The 3,487-nt window shown below is 55.7% G+C and carries 4 protein-coding genes, 3 tRNA genes and 1 rRNA gene; all 8 read right to left on the bottom strand.

What is annotated here, in order from left to right; translation table 11 throughout:
• A partial coding sequence (locus AACX99_RS22065) for a GTP-binding protein (protein ID WP_037001823.1) occupies positions 1 to 370 on the bottom strand: 370 nt, incomplete at its 3' end.
• Positions 371 to 453: 83 nt separating this feature from the next.
• Positions 454 to 529 (bottom strand) — tRNA-Thr (locus tag AACX99_RS22060).
• A gap of 26 nt (positions 530 to 555) precedes the next feature.
• Positions 556 to 629: transfer RNA gene (locus tag AACX99_RS22055), tRNA-Gly, on the bottom strand.
• Between the two features lie 24 nt (positions 630 to 653).
• Positions 654 to 738 (bottom strand) — tRNA-Tyr (locus AACX99_RS22050).
• Positions 739 to 879: 141 nt separating this feature from the next.
• Positions 880 to 1,551 (bottom strand): SPOR domain-containing protein, encoded by a 672-nt coding sequence (locus AACX99_RS22045; protein WP_339414552.1) that lies wholly within the window; start codon positions 1,549 to 1,551, stop codon positions 880 to 882.
• A gap of 8 nt (positions 1,552 to 1,559) precedes the next feature.
• Positions 1,560 to 2,306, bottom strand: a complete 747-nt coding sequence (locus tag AACX99_RS22040) for a pantothenate kinase (RefSeq protein WP_339414551.1) — start codon at positions 2,304 to 2,306, stop codon at positions 1,560 to 1,562.
• The gene (gene birA / locus AACX99_RS22035) at positions 2,296 to 3,261 is read right to left on the bottom strand and encodes a bifunctional biotin--[acetyl-CoA-carboxylase] ligase/biotin operon repressor BirA (RefSeq protein ID WP_339414550.1); all 966 of its coding nucleotides are present in this window, start codon (positions 3,259 to 3,261) and stop codon (positions 2,296 to 2,298) included. Before birA ends, AACX99_RS22040 begins: the two co-directional genes overlap by 11 nt.
• A 143-nt stretch (positions 3,262 to 3,404) precedes the next feature.
• Positions 3,405 to 3,487 (bottom strand): 5S ribosomal RNA (gene rrf, locus AACX99_RS22320); the annotation flags it as partial.

Raw genomic sequence — 3,487 nt, 5'->3', positions numbered from 1 at the left:
GGGACAGCAGGATGTGCTCGCGAGTTTGCGGCATCGGACCATCAGCGGCCGAGCAAACCAGGATAGCGCCGTCCATCTGCGCAGCACCGGTGATCATGTTTTTTACGTAGTCGGCGTGACCTGGGCAATCAACGTGTGCGTAGTGACGCACGGACGAATCGTATTCAACGTGAGCGGTGTTGATGGTGATACCGCGAGCTTTTTCTTCTGGGGCGCTGTCGATCTTGTCGAAGTCAACCTTGGCCGAACCGAATACTTCGGAGCAGACGCGGGTCAGAGCAGCGGTCAGAGTGGTTTTACCGTGGTCAACGTGACCGATAGTGCCAACGTTGACGTGCGGCTTGTTACGCTCAAACTTTTCTTTAGCCATTTTGACTGCCTCCCAGAGAAGAATTGACCCAGTATCACCGCCATAAAACAAAGGCAGATACTCGCATATCTGCCTTTATTAGATGGAGCTCATGAGCGGACTTGAACCGCTGACCTCACCCTTACCAAGGGTGTGCTCTACCAACTGAGCTACATGAGCAAAACACAATGCAAAAACAACAATGCTGGAGCGGGTAGCGGGAATCGAACCCGCATCATCAGCTTGGAAGGCTGAGGTTCTACCACTGAACTATACCCGCGGAGCCTGCAGCTCTCGCTAAATCTGGTGGAGGGAGAAGGATTCGAACCTTCGAAGTCGATGACGTCAGATTTACAGTCTGATCCCTTTGGCCACTCGGGAATCCCTCCAAACGGGGCGGCATTCTCATTCGATGCCGACCTACTGTCAAGCAATTTCTCATTAAAAAACCTGAGGTTAGCTACATTGACAGCAACTTCGCAGAACACTTGTAAGCACCACCCTGCGAAGCGGGCGCCATTCTATGCATTCTATTGAGGGCTTGCAACCCCCTCGCACGGCATTAATTGCTGCTCTAAGCCTTTGAAGTCAAAAGCCAAACGCTGCAACAAAGAATCATCCGCCAGCCGCCGACTTTGCGGCGAAATACGCACCCAGAAACTTCGGTGAGCGCGCGTCAGCTCACGCAGAGACGGCTCATACCCAGCATCACGCAAGCGCTGCATGACACTCTGCGCTGAATCACTGCGCGGAAAGATCCCCAAGGAAATTCCATTGGCCAAATCCCCCTGAGTAATGATGTAACTGTCAATTTTGCGCGCCTGCAGCTCGCGCAACTGACGCAGAGACGCCTGCCGCGAAGCCAGCGGCGGTAGATACACCCAGTAATCGACCCCCGCCGCCGCATCCATACTTTGCACGCGCGACTGAATATCCAGGCTCAACAAGCGCTGCTCGACCGCAGAAGCGTCCGCCATTACTTCAAAACTACCGAGAAACAAGCACACCGCCTCAGCGGGCTGCGCCACAGCAACCTCTCGCCGCGGCGGCGCACTCGACTCACTGAGCAGGCGAATATCCCGCCTACTGTCTTGCGCCATATTCAGCGGTGCAATTTCAGTAACCCGTAACGGCGCCTGCTGCTGATGCCAGACGTAATAGAACAGATTCAACACAACCAACCACAAGAACATCCAGCGCATGCATGACCTCAATCTGTGGGGCAAGCGATCGCCAAGCCGATAAACACCAGATCCGGCACAACCCGCGCCCCCGGAATAACATCCATCACCAGCGGGGCATCCCCGCCAGTGAGGAAAACATCAAACTCACTGCCCAGCAGCTCTGCCGCCATCGCCACCTGACCACTGACAAAACCGCGCAGCATCAACAAGCATCCACGCTCAACAGCTTCAGCAGTCGCCCGCCCCGGCACTAAATCTTCCAGCGCCTTGGCCGCCTCATCGCTGTCATAGCGAGTTCTCCGGGTATGGGTTCGCAACTGCGTGCGCATCAGCGGCACACCTGGGCAGATAAAACCGCCCAAATGCTCGCCATCTGCAGCCACAAAGTCCGAAGTCACCGCAGTACCAAGATCAATGACCAGCGCAGCTTTGCTCGATAGCTGATAAGCCCCGACCACCGCGAGCCAGCGATCAAGGCCCAGGCGCTCAAATTCTTCATACCCGTTACGCACACCCGACAAGGCAAAGGCAGAACGAGCCGAGCGACACTCCACAGCAAAAGCCTGTTCAAGCTGCGAGATCAGCAGCGCAGTCTCTTCATCGCTGCGCACGCTTACCAGCCGACAGGCACGCAGGCGCACCACCTGCTCGCGGACAACATCTATAAGCGCCTGATCCGAGTCAACAACACCACCCACACTCGAGATGGACTGATCATCACTAAGCAAACGCCACTTGATAAAGGTATTACCGCAGTCGAGCTCAAGAATCATCACGTAACCTCAGGCTGAGCTCACCACCGCTAAAGCTTCGCTCAACCCCGTTAATACGAAGACGAATAGCGCCAGAACGATCCACCCCTAAAACCTCACCCTCGATAGGCTCGCCACCAGCAGTTAATACAACGCCTCGACCCTGCCAAAGGTGACAAGCCTGCCATTCGTCCTGAAAAGCCGCGAAGCCCTCGCGCAGCTGTGTATCCAGATAACGTGTCAACTGTCGGTTTAACTCAGCAACAAGCTCATTGCGACTCAACAGACGCCCCAACTCGGCACGCATCGAAGTCCAGGGTTGGCCGATAGCCTCAGGCCCAGCCGCAAGCATGTTCACATTCAAGCCAATACCGATAACGACATGGCAGACATCCGCCGGGTCACCAGAGAGCTCTAATAGAATGCCCGCCAACTTGCGATCTCCCACCAGCACATCGTTGGGCCACTTCAATCCAGCCTCAGTCACACCCAAGGCACGAATAACCTGCAACAGCGCCAGACCGACAGCCAAGCTCATCCCTTCAAGCTGACGCATCCCGCCTTCGACGCGCACAACCAAGCTGTAATACAGATTCTCGCCGAAGGGACTTACCCAACTGCGCCCTCGCCGCCCCCGACCACTGGTTTGGCGCTCAGCAAGAACGTAGTACGGTAGCGATTGCGCTGCCGGCAATAGCCGCAGCGCCTCAGCATTGGTTGAATCAACACTTGGCAGAACACAAGCCTGCCACTGCGGTGCATTCACTTGAGTATTTAGCCAATCCGCATCCAGCAGTTGCATCGGCGCCTCCAGACGGTAGCCACGCCCTCGCACTTTGTGCAGAGGTAGAGACAGCTCCGCCTGCAAAGCCTGGAGCTGCTTCCATACCGCCGAACGACTTACACCTAACGCAGCGCCGAGCGCCTCGCCCGAATGAAATCGTCCGTCCTGAAGAAGCCTTAACAGTGCAAGCATGTGAGTCCCGCCACGCAATAAGGCACGCATGATAACGATGCCCTGTTTAGTTGCCTATCAAAGGCTGCCCCTCAGCGCGTTAGTTTTTGCGACGCAAAGTAAAACCCCCGACCGTTTTCACGATCGGGGGTTTTGGTATAGGTGCTTGACGATGACCTACTCTCACATGGGGAAACCCCACACTACCATCGGCGATGCATCGTTTCACTACTGAGTTCGGGATGGG

The sequence above is a fragment of the Pseudomonas sp. EA_35y_Pfl2_R5 genome (genome assembly GCF_963970805.1).
Classification (GTDB): domain Bacteria; phylum Pseudomonadota; class Gammaproteobacteria; order Pseudomonadales; family Pseudomonadaceae; genus Aquipseudomonas.
The sequence above is the reverse complement of the archived record's forward strand: the minus strand, read 5'-3'. Positions and strand labels throughout refer to the sequence as shown.